The following is a 15,460-nucleotide window of genomic DNA, read 5'->3' as shown; positions in this document are numbered from 1 at the left end:
AATTGAACTAAACTAACAAATACAGCTTAGTCATTTGAGAGATTATTTTATGGGTTTTTTACGGAAGTTTACCATACAGCAACGATTATCCATGCTGGTGTTATTAATCATTATTGGTCTTTCTGCACTCGATGTCATGAGCTTGTCTGAAGAATACAAATCAATGATGAAGCAAAAAAAACATACCACCAAAGAATTAATTGATAGTGCTTACGGCATTGTTGAACACCACTATGCTTTACATCAAGCTGGTGAAATCAGTGAAGATAAAGCAAAAGAACAAGCACTGAGTATTCTTGCCAGTATGCGTTACGACACAAATAACTATTTTTGGGTCAATGATTTTACTCCCAATATGGTCATGCACCCGGTAAAACCACAACTTAACGGAAAAAATGTAGCCGGTGTTAAAGATCCTGATGGTAAGGCCTTATTTGTTGATATGGTTAATGTTGCCAAAACTAAAGGTGAAGGTTTCGTTTATTACAAATGGGCTAAACCTGGTTTTGATGATCCTGTTGACAAAATTGGCTTTGTTAAAGGTTTTCCCCCTTGGCAGTGGATTGTAGGCTCAGGGGCTTACCTTGATGATATTGAAGCTACTTTTGCCTCGCAGCGTAATAGGGTTATTTTTGACAGCCTAGTGATCGCCTTGGTCATCATTGCGCTAAGTTATGTTATTGGTAAGAGTATTTTATTACCGACACGTTCTGCCGCTGAGTTAATGAAAGATATAGCGCAAGGCGAAGGTGATTTGACTAATTCCTTAGATGATAGCGGTCAAGATGAGATTTCTCGCTTATCTAAATATTTTAATGACTTTACTGCAAAAATGCGTCAATCACTACAAGATGTCGCCGATAACACCGCACAAGTTTTAGACCATGCAGAGGCGGTATCTGGGGCTAGTGATACTGTACAAACCCTCATTCAAAGCCAAAATGATATTACTGCGCAAGTAGCTACCGCGATGGAACAAATGACGTCACAAATCAGGGAAGTGAGTGACAATGCTAGCTCTGCTGAACAAGCAGCAAATGATGCAAGAACTAACACCTCTGATGGCAAAGAAATAATCTCTCATACCATTACTCAAATGCAATCGCTATCGAGCAATATTGATGATGTTAGCCAAGTAATTTCTAGCTTAGCGTCAGAGAGCGATAATATCGGCTCAGTATTGGATGTTATTAGAGGCATTGCTGAGCAAACCAATTTACTAGCGCTAAACGCCGCAATAGAAGCGGCACGTGCAGGCGAACAAGGACGTGGTTTTGCCGTGGTTGCTGATGAAGTTAGGACATTGGCTAACCGAACAGAGCAAAGTACCAACGAAATTCAAAAAATGATACAAAAGCTGCAATCAGGCGCACAAGACGCGGTTTCTGCAGTGAAAGTTAGTCAGGATATATCACTGAAAACGGTAGAACAGACAGCTAAAGCGGATGATTCTCTTTCTGAAATTGACCGTTTAATGGAAGTTATCTCAGATATGAATACGCAAATTGCACGTGCTACCGAACAACAAAGCCAAGCAGCTAATGAAGTTAATGGCAGTATTAATGACCTAGCTGGCATGACCGATGAATCGCTGGCAACCACTAGACAATTGAGTGAGACAAGCCAGCAATTAAAGGTAAGTAGTCATGGTATGTCTGAAGTAGTGGGTCGCTTTAAAATCTAAGACTAAAAAATGAATAACAGTAAATTTTAGCCATAAAAAAACCAGTAACATTTTTCATCAAAAGTGTTACTGGTTAAACCATCAAAAATTTTAAAGTCGAATCGAACTCCAAAGAATCCCAAAGTGGTACTTAGTGGTTATGTGTCCTGGAGCATAACCACTAAGTTCCGTGCTTTGCATATACCAAATCAAATATGTTTCTTCCCAACTCAGAGCTATGCTTGGAGAACTAGAGCAAATAAAATTTGTGCTGGCTTAGTCATTCTAAATCAAACAAATTTGTGCAGTTATTGTTTTCCAAGCAAGCTCCCTAGGGCGAGTTTAAAAGTTTTATTTACTGCGTTATTGATTTTGATAAGGGAATAACCATTATCTTCAAACAATGCCTTGCCTATAAAACTTTTAATTCTCGCTGAGTGAGAACAAACTTAATTGAATTGGTATTACCTATTTAGTGAGAGAGCATTCACTGCCTAAGCAACGAAACAAATGATAATCATTCTCATTACGATAGTCAACACTATTTCGACAATAAATTTAAAATAGTCTTATTTTATTTCTTCAACTTAGCAAAAGCATCGGCGAAAGCGTTACCCATTACGGCATTATCTACTTTCTTACCTTGCGATCTACCCTGCGAATTGTTTTGCTGTGCAGACGATTTTCCTTGATGACTTTTATTACTTGCGTGATTCTTCGCTTTACTACTCGGATTACTCGCACCTTGAGCTTGTGTAGGCTTTTTAGTTTGCTCCGTTGCTTGTTCATCCAGACGCATAGTCAAACTGATTCGCTTACGAGACGCATCAACTTCTAATACCTTCACCTTAACAATATCGCCAGCCTTAACAATTTCACGCGGATCACTAACAAACTTATCGGTTATTGATGAAATGTGTACTAAACCATCTTGATGCACACCAATATCAACAAAAGCACCGAAGTTAGCCACATTAGAGACAACACCTTCGAGTATCATGCCTAACGTTAAATCTGCCATGGTAGTAACACCTTCGGCAAAACTAGCGGTTTTAAACGCTGGTCTAGGATCACGATTCGGCTTAGCTAATTCTTTGATAATATCTTTGATGGTAACTTCACCAAACTCATTATTGGTTAGCTGATCAATATCGAGTGATTTTAATTGCTCATCATTATTAAGTATTTTGTTAACATCAAGCGCTAGTAGGTTAAGGATTTTTTCAACCACTGGGTAACTTTCAGGATGAAGTGCTGATTGATCTAACGGATTGTCACCATCGGTGATACGTAAGAAGCCAGCAGATTGCTCAAAAGCTTTAGGCCCTAAACGTGCTACTTTTTTCAACTGTTTTCTGTTGGTAAAGCGACCTTCGCTATCTCGATAAGCAACAATATTGCTAGCCATGGTTTTATTTAACCCTGAAACACGTGTTAATAACGCCGCTGAAGCACTGTTTAAGTCTACTCCAACCGCATTTACACAATCTTCAACAACATCATCAAGGGTTTTACTCAGTTGGCTTTGACTTACATCGTGCTGATATTGGCCAACGCCTATGGCTTTTGGATCAATTTTTACTAATTCTGCTAAGGGATCTTGTAGACGTCGAGCGATAGAAACTGCGCCACGAATTGACACATCTAAATCAGGAAATTCGTTAGCGGCAAATTCAGAAGCAGAATAAACAGATGCGCCAGCTTCACTGACAATCATCTTAGTAAGCTGTATTTTACTTTCTTCTGCTTTGAAAAACTGGATTACTTCTGCAATTAACTTATCACTTTCACGAGAACCGGTACCATTACCAATAGCCACTAATTCAACTTTATGCTGACGACAAATATTGACCAAAGTTCGTATCGATTTATCCCAATGATTTTGCGGAACGTGTGGGAAGATGGTAGCGGTATGTAATAACTTGCCTGTGCCATCAACAATGGCAATTTTACAACCCGTTCTTAAACCGGGATCTAAACCTAAAGTCACTTTTACGCCCGCAGGTGCTGCCATTAATAGATCTGCAAGGTTATTTGAAAACACGTCTATTGCTTGTGTTTCAGCTTGCTCACGTAAACTAGTAACAAGTTCATTGCTTAAACTAACATTGAGTTTGGCTTTCCAAGTTAACTGCACAAGTTTAGTTAAAAACTCTGCAGCCGGTTGTTTATTTCCGGTAGATAGGCAACGTAACGTTAAGTGCTCAATGATAATTCGCTCGGCACTATTAAAAGTAGCGATCTCTTGCCCTGGGTCAACGTCAATATTAAGTTTTAAGAAACCTTCATTCCTGCCGCGTAACATGGCAAGCATGCGATGAGACGGTACTGACTTTAGCTTTTCGCTGTGCTCAAAATAATCACGGAATTTTGCTCCTGCTTTCTCTTGTCCTTTAACAAGCTTACTGGTTAAATGCGCTTGTTTTAATAAATGTGCACGTAATTTAGCGAGTAAACTGGCATCTTCACTAAAACGTTCCGCTAAAATATAACAGGCACCTTCCAACACGGCGTTCACATCAGAAAAACCAGCAGCTTCATTGATAAAATATTTAGCCTCGGTTGTTGGAGAGAGTTGCCAGTTATTAAAGAGCTTATTCGCTAAAGGTGCTATACCCGCTTCACTGGCGATTTTGCCTTTAGTACGACGCTTTGGCTTATAGGGTAAATATAAATCTTCTAAGCGAGTTTTGTTATCTGCTTGAGTGATTAATTTCTCGAGTTCGACAGTAAGCTTATCTTGTTGCTTAATGCTCACTAAGATAACTTGTCGACGATCTTCTAACTCGCGTAAATAGCTTAAGCGCTGCGCTAAATGGCGGAGATGATTATCATCTAAACCTTGAGTGGCTTCTTTACGGTAGCGGGCAATAAATGGCACAGTGGCACCATCATCAAGTAAAGTAATAGCGGCATTTATTTGTACCGCGTTAACATTGAGTTCTTGAGCTATTTGCTCGGCAATAGTTAACATTGAAAGGCAATTCCAGCAGGATAATATGTTGGTTAGCATAATAACAGAAAACTGTTCTGACGAGAATTATACTGCAAAATTCAATACGAGAACTTTATTATGGTTCAATGCAATGCACTGTATTTCCACCTTCAGCTTTTGATTGATAAGCGGCTTGATCGGCTAAATCAAATAAAGATTTATAGTTAAAACTGCCCTGCTCTGTTGAACTCACACCAAAGCTTGCCGCCACTACCACTCCAACTCGACTCGTTTCTATAGCATGTATTTTACTACAAATTTCATCAGCTTTACTTATAGCTTGTGCTTGGGGACAATGCGGCAGCACCACTAAAAATTCATCACCACCTAAACGCACCGCAATGTCTTCCAAACGACAATTCTGTTGTAATACCTTTGAAATACTGACCAATACTTCATCACCTTGTTCATGACCGAAAGTATCATTAATGTATTTAAATTTATCGAGATCGATCATGAGAATACTTAATGGATACTTATGCCGTTTAGCTAAACTTAACGCTTTCTCAATAAAAGAATTAAGAAAATAACGGTTATATAAACCCGTTAACTGATCTGTCATGGCAAGCTTTTCTAATGCTTGTTGCTGACTGATTATTTTTAAGTGTAATTGCCTGGCAACAATGAGGTTTTTAGCTCGAACAGCCAACTCAGCTTGCAAAACGGGTTTAGTAATAAAATCATTAGAGCCTACTTTTAACACATTAATGCGTTCACTGGCTTTGGAGGTAGCTGACATAGCCAAAATAGGGATTAATTTTTTATCATCATCTCGAGCTCTAATCTCCTTTATCATTTCAATACCGTCTTTTTTTCCGGCTAAAATAATATCTAATAAAACTAAGTCGTAACAATTTTCTTCAAACAAAACTAATCCCTGCTCAGCAGAGCTGCTGTGCTCAAACGTTAAACCCATTTGTGTAAGAATATCCATCGTCATATTGGCAAGTGTTAGATGGTCTTCAAGGTATAATATATGTCCCGAAACCTTGCTAATAGTCAGGTCACCTTGGGTTAACTTAGTTAAAATGTCTTTTAGCTGGTTTAACTCATGTCGTTGACAAACATGGTTTATATCTGCCGTTTTCATTTGTAATAGTTTCGACGGATCTTGCTCGCCTGTCATGATAACAATGACGGTGTTAGCTAAATTTTTCTGGGATTTAATTTGACTCGCGAGTGTTGTTGCTAGCGTATCTGATAGATTCATCGCAATAATAATAAAATCTACTGGTTCTTTTGCTAACTCAATTAATGCTGCTTCACCTGTGGTAACTACTTCATGGCTGATGGAGAAACCATTAAGAAATTCATTCAACAATAATTGATACATTTTTGAGGGTTCTACAACCAATGCCTTCATTCATGCGCCTAACAATATGAGTAAACTATTTTACAGTATGGTAGGTGATCATTAGTTATACCAATGTGTTACTTATCTGCGGCTAAATAATCATATTTCTTACGTCGATATGGAGCAATTGGGGGATTAATAAAATTAACTGGATTAGTTACTACACATAATCAATTTTGTTTATAAACCATTCTTTATTTCCCGTTGGGGTTTGGACAAAAAACTCATCGTCGACTTCTTTTTTTATCATCGCTCGGGCCATAGGCGAGTCTATTGAAATAAAATCTTTGGTATTATAAATCTCATCAGGACCTACAATCTTAAAACTAATGATTTCACCCGCTTCGTTTTCAATTTCGACCGTGGCGCCAAAAAATACTTTGCCATCTTGCTGAGGAGAATAATCAATCACTTTAAGATCTTCTAAGCGTTTTCTTAAGTACCTCACTCTTCGGTCAATTTCTCTTAATACTCGTTTATTAAAGGTATAATCGCCATTTTCAGATCTATCGCCTAAGCTAGCAGCCCAGCTTACAATAGCAGTGATTTTTGGTCTTTTATCTCGCCATAGATAGTTAAGCTCTTCCTGTAGTTTTTTATATCCAGCACTAGTTATAAGATTACTTTTCAAGGTGTTCCTTAATGATGATAAATTATTTTATTGTTCGTTCAGCTCCAACCTGACAGGAAGTTTGATGGCTGACTAAGGTTTTAAATCGCATACTTTCAATTTAATTTAACGATCAAAGTTAGCAGTTGAAGTTAGTAATCAAATTGTACGCCTAGGCGAAGGTTTATACCGCGTCGCATCTCATCACCATCTAACGTGACAGTATCTATAGTAGTTGCCACATCAATATTGATGAACCTCATCACAGTCACCCCTGCATTGATATAGCCAAGTTGTGAACCCGCTAAATTTCGACTAAGGCCAATACGTGCACTTGGCAACCACCAACTATCGGCCGCATATCCAGCTGTTAAGGTGAACCATTGATAATCGTCACGCATAGAATCTTCAACAGGATTAGCGTCTAACTCGACGTTTAAACTCCAATGACGTTGGTCAGTAAAAATACCTGCCTCTAACTTCAACTGACGCTCCATAGTATAAGCACTATGTTGATTAAGTTGATTGAGTATTCTTACTGAAGTAAATGTTCCTTTATCAAAGTCAGGAAATTTATATGTGTGCTCAAATGTATTATTGACGGAAACACCCAACTGATAATGATCTGCCGCCCAAACAAGTCCTAAATCTACATCAAAACCATTTTGATAAATAAAATCAGTATTTTTTATATCGTCAAACAAAGCTTCGGTATCAGAAACTTCACCAATACGAGTACCAACATTGGTTAAACCAACCCGATAAAAGGTAGGTTTTATGCCCCAATATAAATCTCCAGCATCACTTTTTATTATATTGCGACTGTAAGATAAGGAAAACTGCGCTATTTTGGTTGCTTTGACCAGTAACAAACTGTCATTTTCGACAGACAATTTAATTTTTTTATTCGCAGGGTCATAAAATAGGGTCATGCCGCCAGATAGGTCGATCTCTTGTATCGGATCATTTTCGTTAAAATCAGGAATAGTTTTTAATTGTTCTTTTGCGTAGCCTGAATCAAGGTTAATTTCCTCAAAAAGACCCACGGCTTTTGAATTACCTTTGTACGCCATACCGAATAATAAAGTGCCGCCGAACAAATCTTCATTCAGAACAAAACTCGCTTCACTGGTTGCTTCTGCTTTACCATAACCTTCAGCTGCGATTAAAGCTAACAAACCTGTGGTTGTCACTGCTTTTTCTTTAATAATATCAAGGCGGTCTGCTAACTCTGGGTACTCGGCAAAGAGATCATCCCAAGTATAATTTCTGATAGGGTTTGTTGGCGTAGGTGGTAATTCAACCTCACTGCCGTCACTTGGTGGATTAAACAATACTGATAATTCGTCAATTTTGGCGAATAGTTCATCTAAGTCACCGTATTCAATGCCGGCTCCAATTTCAATTGACCCACCCGTCATCACATGAGGATCTTTTCGAGCGACAATTAATGCTGCTGCCGCAGGATTACCCGCATTTGATAGCGATTTTTGTGAATAATTGAGACTAGCACTACGCGGCTGAATATCAGCCCAAGCGAAATTACTTAATACTGAGGTGCTCAATATAGTAATAGTAGTAATTAACGCGTAGTTTTTTGCTGCTACTTGAACAGCCTGTTTTTTAACAAAATTTATCGAGAAAAGCGGCAAAATATCGACTCCCTTTAGCGATTAATTATAAATTATTGTATTCTTAGCAACCTATATCAACATGCCATCAACAACTGGCTACGTGTAATTATGTTGAATTACAAAGTCATAATAGCTATACACAACACCTCTTTGTTATTACATATTGTTTACTACTTGTTCTATTTCACTCGTCGACTTCTAATAGGGATCTGACAAACATCGAGCACAGGTGGTGGCTTTTTGTAGAAAAAATCACTTTCACGTGCGCGACGTTTTACTAGGCGCTCCGCAAACATCGTCGACTCCGTATTCTCAACTTCAATGTGAATTTGCTCAGCTTTTACTACATCACTCATTAATTCCATACTAACAATTTTAGTAAAATCACGATGATCAACAGCGTAATCTCCTTCTACAACTTCAGTACGTTGTATTGCTTGCACATGTTGCATACCGTAAACCACGCGGCCAAAGATGGTCATAATTCGGTCTAAATAACGTGGTGCTTGGCCAATAACAAAATAAAAGTGGCTTGAGGCCGTGTCTGCTTCATTATTTCTCGCCATTGCTATCGTGCCTGGACAATGCGTTAACCATGCTTTACTTGAGTTTTCGTTATTACTGGCTTGATAAGCAATCGCAAAACCGTCTTTAAACCCGGTTTGCTGTGCAAATAAGTCCTGCTGCTGTACCGGAGTATAGCTCCATTTACTATCTGTGTTCCATTCAGACTCCATTGCTAATAATGGTACTGATTTGTCTTTCTTACTGTCATCTTTTGGCCCCGCTTGCGCAACAAAACCGTCGATAACACGGTAGAATTTAGTGCTGTCGTAAAAACCCTTCTTTGTTAAGTCACTAAATTGCGCAACACTTTTTGGAGAAAATTGCGGCGCTAGCTCAATAACCACTTTGCCATGAGGTAGGGTTAATAATACCGTATTGTTTAGCGCTAACTTACGCCAAGCAGAGTCTGCTGAGTTATCCGCACCACAGGCGCTAATAAAAAATAACGTAGTTAACGTTAGGATACTTTTCAAAGAAGCTTTCATCGCTGAGTTATCTATTTATAAGGTAAGTAAATTAAATGCTATCATAGCCGCCTTTAAAATTTCTATTATTTATATCATTCTATCTGGGAGTATTCCGTGAACAAAAGCCTAATCACCAACCTCATTGCATTAGCTTGCACAATAGGGGGCTATGTTAGCGAGCAGCATATTCTTTTTACTTTAGGGTTATTTGCTTTATCTGGTGCGGTCACTAACTGGCTGGCTATCCATATGTTATTTGAAAAAGTGCCATTACTTTATGGTTCAGGCGTTATTCCTGCCCGTTTTGAAGAGTTTAAAGTCGCTATTCGTCAATTAATGATGGAGCAGTTTTTTACTGAAGATAATATCGACCGTTTTCTTTCTGATAGTTCAGGAAAAGCCAGTACCCTTAATTTAACTCCCATTATTGATAAAGTAGATCTTTCTCCAGCTTTTGACAGTTTAGTGTCTGTTATTGAAAACTCGTCCTTTGGTGGCATGCTTGCCATGGTTGGTGGTAGTGACGCTTTACAACCAATGAGAGAACCTTTTATTGAGAAGATGAAAATCTCGATACAAGATATCGCTCAGAGTGAGCAATTTAATACTTTATTGCGAGAAGAATTAGAGCAACCTGATATCATTTCCGGCATGCGGGATAAAGTCAGTGATATTATTGAAAAGCGTCTTAATGAATTAACACCACAATTAGTCAAAGAAATTGTGCAAAAAATGATACAAAAGCATCTCGGATGGCTCGTTGTTTGGGGTGGCATATTTGGCGGTATCATTGGCGTTGTTGCCGCAATTACCGATAATTTTTAAGAGTGCCTGAATACCCTCCATAGCTTAGTTATTTATCAAGTGCATAACCTTATACTTATAAAATAAAGAGCTAAAGCCGTACAAATTAATCTTACTTTTGTCACTATATGGCGTAAAAATCACTTTAATTACGCCATCTGCAAGGTTATGCTTGGTTAACTAAAAACTTAGAGAGTTTGCAGTCATAAGTGCGATAATGCCTTATTGACTTAACTCTCATCTAACATAAGGTAAACTTCTGTCATGTTTGGTCGTTTAAAGGCTTTGCCTGCTGATCCAATTCTTGGATTATTAGCTAAATATAGAAAAGATAACAACCCAAATAAAATTGATTTAGGTGTTGGCGTATTCAAAAACGAAGCAGGTCATACTGCTGTTTTAGATTGTGTAAAAAAAGCTGAACAACATCGTACCAATACCGAAGATAGTAAAGTTTACATTGGCCCAACGGGTTCACCTTTATTCAATGACGAAATGGCTAAGCTTATTTTTGGCGCTGAACATAAAGTTTTAAACGAAAACCGTGCTCGCACTATATCAACACCAGGCGGTACTGGCGCTTTACGCGTAGCGGCTGAATTTATCAAGTCCTGCAAAGCAGGCGCGACTATCTGGGTAAGTAACCCAACATGGGCAAACCATACCGGTTTATTTGCTGCAGCTGGCTTAACTGTTAAAACTTATCCTTATTACGACTATGAAAATAAAAGCTTAGATTTTGACGGCATGTTAAATGCGTTAAAAGAAGTTAGCAGTGATGATGTTGTGCTATTACATGCTTGTTGTCATAACCCAAGTGGTATGGATTTAAACAACGAACAATGGCAGCAAGTTGCAGAAGTAGCTAAAAGTGTTGGTTTCACACCATTGATTGATATGGCTTATCAAGGTTTTGGCTCTGGTTTAGACGAAGACGCTTACGGTTTACGTCTAATGGCTGAAACAGTTAAAGAGATGATTGTTTGTAGCTCATGTTCTAAAAACTTTGGTTTATACCGTGAACGTATTGGTGCTTGTACCATCATTGGTGAATCTAGTATTTCTGTTGATATTGCTAATTCTGTTTTACTTTATGTTGTGCGTGTTATTTACTCTATGCCGCCAGCACACGGTGCTGCTATTGTAGAAACAATTTTAAGTTCAGATGAACTTCGTACTGAATGGCATAGCGAATTGAAAGGAATGCGTGATCGCATTAATGGCAACCGTAAATTAATCGTTGATAAGCTTGCTGAAAATGGCGTAACACGCGACTTTAGCTTTATCAGTCGTCAAAGTGGTATGTTCTCTTTCTTAGGTATAACCCCTGAGCAAGTGCAGCAATTACAAGATGAATACAGCATTTATATGGTCGGTTCTAGCCGTATGAGTATTGCCGGTATTGCTAACAGTAATGTTGATTACTTAGCAAAATCTATTGCTAAGGTGCTTTAAGCCTTCATTATTAAGTAAAGAGCGCGAACAAGTTCCCGCCTACTGGCAACAACCGTAGGCGGGATTTTAATCGCGCAAATACGACAGTTAACATTGTTTATCGTCAGACAGGCTGAGCTTTTTTTATTCTAATAGAGTAAAATAAGGCTTAGCCTTTTTTATTGGCTGTAATACCAATTCAACTTATATGTGACTCAAGGAAAACCCTGTGATCGTTCCCGGTAATTTATTTATTCTTTCTGCACCAAGTGGTGCAGGGAAATCCAGCCTTATCAATGCATTGTTAAAGCAAGATAATCAAGCATCCTCTAGAGCTATGCAGGTATCTGTTTCTCATACTACCCGTGATGCCCGTCCTGGCGAAAATAATGGTGAACATTATCACTTTGTTAGTGTTACTGAGTTTAAAAAACAAATAGAAAAAAATGCCTTTTATGAATATGCCGAAGTATTTGGCAACTATTACGGCACTTCTGAAGCTGCCATAGACGAGCAGCTTGCTCGAGGTGTTGATGTATTCCTTGATATTGATTGGCAAGGCGCACAACAAGTTCGCATGAAAAAACCGAGTGTGACCACTATATTCATTAGCCCTCCTTCTAAAGAAGAATTAGAAAGTCGTCTAAGAGGTCGAGGTCAAGACAGTGAAGAAGTGATCGCCAGTCGCATGGAACAAGCGCAAGCTGAATGTTCTCACTATAATGAATTTGATTACGTTATAGTTAACGACAATTTCGACCAAGCTTTGCTTGATCTAACAATTGTGGTAAATAACCAGCGCCTTAAATGTCGCCAGCAAAGCATTGCTCAGCAAGAATTATTTAACAATTTATTAAATAATGAAGTAACTCAGTCTGCTGAATAAGTAATAAAAGAATAAATATCCTCTGTTGCGTGGCTATTACTTGCTTAATTAGTGAGTGCCCAGTAAACTACGCAGCTATTTTGTAAGTTGGTTTATTAGTTGGAGTGCCCAGATGGCTCGCGTAACTGTTGAAGATGCCGTAGAAAAAGTCGGTAATCGTTTTGATTTGGTGCTAGTTGCATCACGTCGTGCTCGTCAAATTGCAACTGGCGGTAAAGATCCATTGGTAGAAGTCGAAAACGACAAACCAACGGTAATCGCTTTGCGTGAAATCGAAGCAGGCTTAATTACTACAGACATTATGAACACTTCTGATCGTGCACAACAAATCCAGCAAGATACTGCTGAATTAGATGCTGTTGCAGCGATTGTTGGTGGTCAACAAGAAGATTTTAGCTAGAGTTAATTCTTTCTATTTATAGATTGATTAGTTTTAAGCCCTTAAAAACGCGTACCTCGTTCTGCTTTTGTCAGAAAATAGGTTACGCGTTTTTTTATGGTCTTTTTATTAGTTAGCTTTATTTTTCTCTTGTAAACAGAGCGTATTGCCGCGTATGCTGCTTATACTCATGATACTTCAAAATATACGTTTCAGGATTTTTGAGCAATTCATGATCAAGGCGAATTTTTTTATTAATGGTACTCCCTTAAAAAAAGATACAACGCTGAGCATTATTTGCTCAGAAATCCCTAGAAGGCGAGTTTATAAGGCATAAATACTGCGTTATTAATTTGGAGAAGGGAATAACCATTCTCTTCAATCAATGCCTTGCCTTTATGCCTTTTAATGCTCGCTGAACCGTACATTTCGAGGTAACATGAGTATTAACTAGGGTATATACTCGAATTACCCCCACTTTCCCCCTCAATTTGGAGTATTAGGTGTACCTATTTGAACCTTTAAAAGAACTTAGCTCTACTTACCTATCAAAAGTACAAATTGATTTGTTAAAGCACGCTTATATTGTTGCGCGTGATGCCCATGATGGCCAAATGCGTTCTAGTGGTGATCCTTATATAACTCATCCTGTTGCCGTAGCGATTAATTTAGCGCAAATGCATTTAGATCATGAAACTCTCATGGCAGCTTTATTACACGATGTTATTGAAGACACTGAAGTTACTAAAGATCAATTAGCTGAGCTTTTTGGTCACACTGTAGCTGAACTTGTTGAAGGCGTTAGTAAACTCGATAAGCTTAAGTTTGATAACAAAGAAGAGATGCAAGCGGAAAACTTCCGTAAAATGGTACTTGCCATGGTGCAAGATATCCGTGTCATTTTAATCAAACTTGCCGATCGTACTCATAATATGCGTACTCTTGGTTCTTTACGACCAGATAAACGTCGTCGTATTGCCAGAGAAACCTTAGAGATTTATGCACCAATAGCAAACCGCTTAGGTATTCATGATATAAAAAATGAATTAGAACGCTTAGGCTTTGAAGCGCTTTATCCTATGAGATCACGCGCTTTAAAATCAGCGGTAAAAAGTGCTCGCGGTAACCGTAAAGCTATTATTGATAACATTGAAAAAGAAATTGCTTCACGTCTACAAGAAAGCGGTATTGATGCGCAAATTATCGGTAGAGAAAAACACCTTTATTCTATTTACCGTAAAATGCTAAATAAAGAATTAATGTTCAATGAAGTGATGGATATTTATGCCTTCCGCGTCATTGTTACTGAAAAAATTGACAACTGTTATCGCGCTTTAGGTGCTATGCACAATTTATTCAAACCGATTGAGACACGTTTTAAAGATTACATCGCCATCCCTAAAACTAACGGTTATCAATCGCTGCATACCTCGTTAATTGGTCCTCACGGCATTCCAGTAGAAATTCAAATTCGTACCCAGGATATGGATCAAATGGCCGATAAGGGTGTTGCGGCTCATTGGTTATACAAACAAGACGGTAGCAACACGGGTACAACAGCGCAGATGAAAGCCCGTCGTTGGATGCAAAGTTTATTAGAGCTTCAACAAAGCGCTGGTAGCTCTTTTGAGTTTATTGAAAACGTTAAGTCTGATCTATTTCCTGAAGAAATTTATGTCTTTACCCCTGACGGTCGTATTATTGAGCTACCAATGGGCGCAACCGCAATCGATTTTGCTTATGCTGTGCACACCGATGTCGGTAACTCTTGTGTTGGCGTTAAGGTAGATCGCAAGCCTTACCCTATGAGTCAACCTATCGATTCAGGACAAACCATTGAAGTGATTACTTCAGCGGCAGCGAGACCGAATGCAACCTGGTTAAACTTTGTCGTAACCGCTAAAGCGCGTTTACAAATTAGAACTTACCTAAGAAGTTGTGAAAAAGATGAGTCCCATGCTTTAGGTATTCGTTTATTAAGTCACGCCCTGGGTAAAACCAAACTTGAAGATTTATCACAAGAAAAAATTGATGAAGTCGTTCAACAAAGTGGTAATGATACCTTTGAAGAGTTATTGACCAACATAGGTTTAGGTAATGCCCTGAGTATAGGTATCGCGAGACAACTTACTGATGGTTTTACCGAAGATAGCGACTTAATCACCACGGGTACTAAGACCAAAATGCCGATAAAAGGTACCGAAGGCATGTTAGTCAGCTACGGTAAATGTTGTCGTCCTATTCCTGGCGATGCTATTTTAGCTTACTTAAGCCCAGGTAAAGGTTTAATGGTGCATCAGCAAGGTTGTCGTAATATTAAAGGCCACGATCAAGGTAGCTTATTCCCAGTAAAATGGGACACGGATATCGATAAAGAGTTTATTGCTAAATTACGCGTAGAAATTGTTAATCACCAAGGTGCATTAGCGTTACTAACCAATGTAGTAGCAAGATGTGGCTCTAATGTTCACAACTTAAATTCCGGTGAAAAAGAAGCTGGTTTATACGTAATAGATATGGAAATAACCTGTCGAGACCGTATTCATTTAGCTGACATTATTCGTAAAATTAAAGTGATGATTGATGTTCAACGCGTCATTCGAAATAAATAAAGTAGGAGGGAATTTATTCCCGAGCTCTACAACGCGGTAACAAATTAAATCAAAG

11 protein-coding genes are annotated in these 15,460 nt (G+C 38.5%); 6 read left to right on the top strand and 5 right to left on the bottom strand.

Annotated elements, in window-relative coordinates:
* Positions 1 to 49 precede the first annotated feature (49 nt).
* Positions 50 to 1,684 (top strand): methyl-accepting chemotaxis protein, encoded by a 1,635-nt coding sequence (locus CXF85_RS17910; RefSeq protein ID WP_101230010.1) that lies wholly within the window; start codon positions 50 to 52, stop codon positions 1,682 to 1,684.
* Between the two features lie 553 nt (positions 1,685 to 2,237).
* On the opposite strand, the gene CXF85_RS17905 is transcribed toward CXF85_RS17910, so the two are convergent.
* From CXF85_RS17905 to CXF85_RS17885, 5 genes are all read right to left on the bottom strand, one after another.
* Entirely contained in the window at positions 2,238 to 4,637 is a 2,400-nt protein-coding gene (locus tag CXF85_RS17905; RefSeq protein WP_101230009.1) for a Tex family protein, read from the bottom strand.
* Between the two features lie 97 nt (positions 4,638 to 4,734).
* A complete protein-coding gene (locus tag CXF85_RS17900) occupies positions 4,735 to 6,021 on the bottom strand; it encodes a diguanylate cyclase (protein WP_101230008.1) in 1,287 nt (428 codons plus the stop codon).
* Positions 6,022 to 6,172: 151 nt separating this feature from the next.
* A complete protein-coding gene (gene greB / locus CXF85_RS17895) occupies positions 6,173 to 6,643 on the bottom strand; it encodes a transcription elongation factor GreB (protein ID WP_101230007.1) in 471 nt (156 codons plus the stop codon).
* Between the two features lie 131 nt (positions 6,644 to 6,774).
* Positions 6,775 to 8,274, bottom strand: a complete 1,500-nt coding sequence (traF, locus tag CXF85_RS17890; RefSeq protein ID WP_101230006.1) for a conjugal transfer protein TraF — start codon at positions 8,272 to 8,274, stop codon at positions 6,775 to 6,777.
* 161 nt (positions 8,275 to 8,435) lie between these two features.
* Positions 8,436 to 9,308 (bottom strand): peptidylprolyl isomerase, encoded by an 873-nt coding sequence (locus tag CXF85_RS17885; protein ID WP_101230005.1) that lies wholly within the window; start codon positions 9,306 to 9,308, stop codon positions 8,436 to 8,438.
* Between the two features lie 96 nt (positions 9,309 to 9,404).
* Between CXF85_RS17885 and CXF85_RS17880 the strand changes: the two genes are divergently transcribed.
* The 5 genes from CXF85_RS17880 (at position 9,405) to spoT (ending at position 15,405) form a co-directional block, all read left to right on the top strand.
* Positions 9,405 to 10,115 (top strand): DUF445 domain-containing protein, encoded by a 711-nt coding sequence (locus CXF85_RS17880; RefSeq protein WP_101230004.1) that lies wholly within the window; start codon positions 9,405 to 9,407, stop codon positions 10,113 to 10,115.
* A 243-nt stretch (positions 10,116 to 10,358) separates the two neighbouring features.
* Positions 10,359 to 11,549 carry an amino acid aminotransferase gene (locus tag CXF85_RS17875; protein WP_101230003.1) on the top strand — a complete coding sequence of 397 codons (1,191 nt, stop codon included), beginning with the start codon at positions 10,359 to 10,361 and terminating at the stop codon, positions 11,547 to 11,549.
* A gap of 208 nt (positions 11,550 to 11,757) precedes the next feature.
* Positions 11,758 to 12,414 carry a guanylate kinase gene (gene gmk, locus CXF85_RS17870; protein ID WP_232771253.1) on the top strand — a complete coding sequence of 219 codons (657 nt, stop codon included), beginning with the start codon at positions 11,758 to 11,760 and terminating at the stop codon, positions 12,412 to 12,414.
* A 112-nt stretch (positions 12,415 to 12,526) separates the two neighbouring features.
* Positions 12,527 to 12,814: a DNA-directed RNA polymerase subunit omega gene (gene rpoZ / locus CXF85_RS17865; RefSeq protein ID WP_101230002.1), complete on the top strand. Its 288-nt coding sequence runs from the start codon at positions 12,527 to 12,529 to the stop codon at positions 12,812 to 12,814.
* A gap of 482 nt (positions 12,815 to 13,296) precedes the next feature.
* On the top strand, positions 13,297 to 15,405 hold the full coding sequence (gene spoT / locus CXF85_RS17860; RefSeq protein ID WP_101230001.1) for a bifunctional GTP diphosphokinase/guanosine-3',5'-bis pyrophosphate 3'-pyrophosphohydrolase: 2,109 nt from the start codon (positions 13,297 to 13,299) through the stop codon (positions 15,403 to 15,405).
* The last annotated feature ends 55 nt before the right edge of the window (positions 15,406 to 15,460 follow it).

Source organism: Colwellia sp. 75C3 (genome assembly GCF_002836255.1).
Taxonomy (GTDB): Bacteria; Pseudomonadota; Gammaproteobacteria; order Enterobacterales; family Alteromonadaceae; genus Colwellia.
Note: the sequence above shows the minus strand (reverse complement) of the source record. Positions and strands in the feature narration are given on the sequence as shown.

What these genes read in the sequence shown, in the direction of transcription:
- CXF85_RS17905 (WP_101230009.1), bottom strand. Translation starts at nt 4,637, where the DNA reads ATGTTAACTATTGCCGAGCAAATAGCTCAAGAACTCAATGTTAACGCG.
- CXF85_RS17875 (WP_101230003.1), top strand. Translation starts at nt 10,359, where the DNA reads ATGTTTGGTCGTTTAAAGGCTTTGCCTGCTGATCCAATTCTTGGATTA.
- rpoZ (WP_101230002.1), top strand. Translation starts at nt 12,527, where the DNA reads ATGGCTCGCGTAACTGTTGAAGATGCCGTAGAAAAAGTCGGTAATCGT.
- CXF85_RS17900 (WP_101230008.1), bottom strand. Translation starts at nt 6,021, where the DNA reads ATGAAGGCATTGGTTGTAGAACCCTCAAAAATGTATCAATTATTGTTG.
- CXF85_RS17910 (WP_101230010.1), top strand. Translation starts at nt 50, where the DNA reads ATGGGTTTTTTACGGAAGTTTACCATACAGCAACGATTATCCATGCTG.
- CXF85_RS17885 (WP_101230005.1), bottom strand. Translation starts at nt 9,308, where the DNA reads ATGAAAGCTTCTTTGAAAAGTATCCTAACGTTAACTACGTTATTTTTT.